The sequence below is a fragment of the Pseudoalteromonas sp. GW168-MNA-CIBAN-0100 genome (assembly GCF_040309225.1).
Lineage (GTDB): Bacteria > Pseudomonadota > Gammaproteobacteria > Enterobacterales > Alteromonadaceae > Pseudoalteromonas > Pseudoalteromonas arctica.
This window is the reverse complement of the sequence record NZ_JBEOOL010000838.1, coordinates 1-251: the sequence shown is the minus strand read 5'-3', so window position 1 is coordinate 251 and position 251 is coordinate 1. Positions and strand designations below refer to the sequence as shown.

At 45.0% G+C, this 251-nt stretch carries 1 pseudogene; it reads left to right on the top strand.

Annotation, left to right across the window (positions count from 1 at the left end):
- Nucleotides 1-251, top strand: a pseudogene (locus AAEY62_RS23640) (transposase); the annotation flags it as partial.

The following is a 251-nucleotide window of genomic DNA, read 5'->3' as shown; positions in this document are numbered from 1 at the left end:
TCTATAGCGGGTTTTGTGGCTAAAATGCATGAACAGATTGAGCCGCTTTTTACGCAAGTGCTGATGATATGTGATGAGGAAGGCTTGATAGGCCGCAACATGTTTGCCATTGATGGGTGTAAATTAAAGTCCAATGCGAGTAAAGAGTGGAGCGGCACATTCGATGAGCTAGGTCGCAAAAAAGCAAAACTAGAACGCGCAAGCAAACGTATTATTGAACGCCACCAATCACAAGATGGACTGGGCGAAGA